Raw genomic sequence first — 1,205 nt, forward strand, 5'->3', positions numbered from 1 at the left:
CGGTGGATATTACGACATTACCGGCATCGTGACGGGCTTTGCGCCTCAAGAGATCGCTGCAAGCGACGTCATGCAGGCCGAGGTCACAATCGCTGTGACTGCAAAGCCGACGTATGAAGAGCTGGTAGAAATCATTCCATAAGGAGGGGTATTAAATGGCTGAAGCAACGGGCCTAAAGACCCAGTTCATATTGGGGGCAAACACAATAGGACAGGTGGCAAGTATTTCTCCGCCAGGGCCAACGAGAGAAACGGTTGATGTGGAGGATCTTAACCCCACCGATGAATTCAAGAAGAAGTTGATTGGGCTGATAGATGGCGGGGACATGTCATTCACAATCAACTTTAACCCAGAGGATGCCGGACACCAGGCCTGCGAGGCCGCTCTGTATAGTGGCGTTAAGCAGACCTGTAAAATCAAATATCCCAGCGGAAAGGGCTACACCTTTAGCGGCTATGTGACCGGATTCGCACCACAGGAAATTACCGCCGGCGATGTGATGCAGGCTGAGGTGACGATTGCGGTCACAAGCAAGCCCACATATGGCGCAATAGCGTAGGAGGATATGAGATATGGCTAAACTGAAAATACTGACGAGAGACGCGATCCTGCAAGCGGAGGACCTCCCTCGCGAGCTGGTTGAAGTGCCTGAATGGGGTGGTTGCGTCTACGTGCGCGCACTTACAGGTGCGGAGCGTGATGCTTTCGAGGCCTCAGTGGTCGAGCAGCGCGGGAAGTCAACGAAAATGAACCTTCGCAACATCCGGGCGAAACTCGTCGCGCTAACCGCTGTTGACGAGGAAGGCAAGAGGCTGTTCACCGACGACGACGCCGCGCTTCTCGGCAAGAAGTCCGCTGCGGCCCTGGATCGTGTGTTTGATGTGGCGCAGAGGCTCTCCGGCCTCAAAGACGAGGACGTGGAGGAACTAGCAAAAAACTCAGAGGACGACCTCAGCGAAGATTCTATTTTCGGTTAGCCCTGGCTCTTGGCATGACCGTTCGGGAGCTCCTGGAGCGCATTGACAGCCGGGAGCTCTCTGAGTGGACAGCGTTTTTCGAGATGGAGCCGTGGGGAACTGAGGTCGATGATTGGCGGGCTGGGCTGGTGGCGTCTACCATAGCAAACGTCAACAGAGACCCGAAAAAGCAAAAGAAGCCATTCCAGCCGAAGGATTTTATGCTTGAGCGCGACAAAGAACCCACA

Annotated in this window: 3 protein-coding genes; all 3 read left to right on the forward strand. The window is 54.6% G+C overall.

The annotated features are described in order from the left end of the window. Nucleotides 1-155 precede the first annotated feature (155 nt). Nucleotides 156-560 carry a phage tail tube protein gene (locus tag ACE4YL_RS08020; RefSeq protein ID WP_461369484.1) on the forward strand — a complete coding sequence of 135 codons (405 nt, stop codon included), beginning with the start codon at nt 156-158 and terminating at the stop codon, nt 558-560. Between the two features lie 13 nt (nt 561-573). Continuing rightward, nucleotides 574-978: a hypothetical protein gene (locus ACE4YL_RS08025; RefSeq protein WP_461369485.1), complete on the forward strand. Its 405-nt coding sequence runs from the start codon at nt 574-576 to the stop codon at nt 976-978. A 14-nt stretch (nt 979-992) separates the two neighbouring features. Next, nucleotides 993-1,205 (forward strand): phage tail assembly protein T (locus tag ACE4YL_RS08030; RefSeq protein ID WP_461369486.1); only part of this gene is annotated, 213 nt, incomplete at its 3' end.

Source organism: Candidatus Darwinibacter acetoxidans, from assembly GCF_041936445.1.
GTDB lineage: Bacteria > Bacillota > Limnochordia > Darwinibacteriales > Darwinibacteriaceae > DTU010.

Excerpts from the sequence above, each read along its gene's own strand:
- ACE4YL_RS08020 (WP_461369484.1), top strand. The coding sequence starts at position 156 with ATGGCTGAAGCAACGGGCCTAAAGACCCAGTTCATATTGGGGGCAAAC.
- ACE4YL_RS08025 (WP_461369485.1), top strand. The coding sequence starts at position 574 with ATGGCTAAACTGAAAATACTGACGAGAGACGCGATCCTGCAAGCGGAG.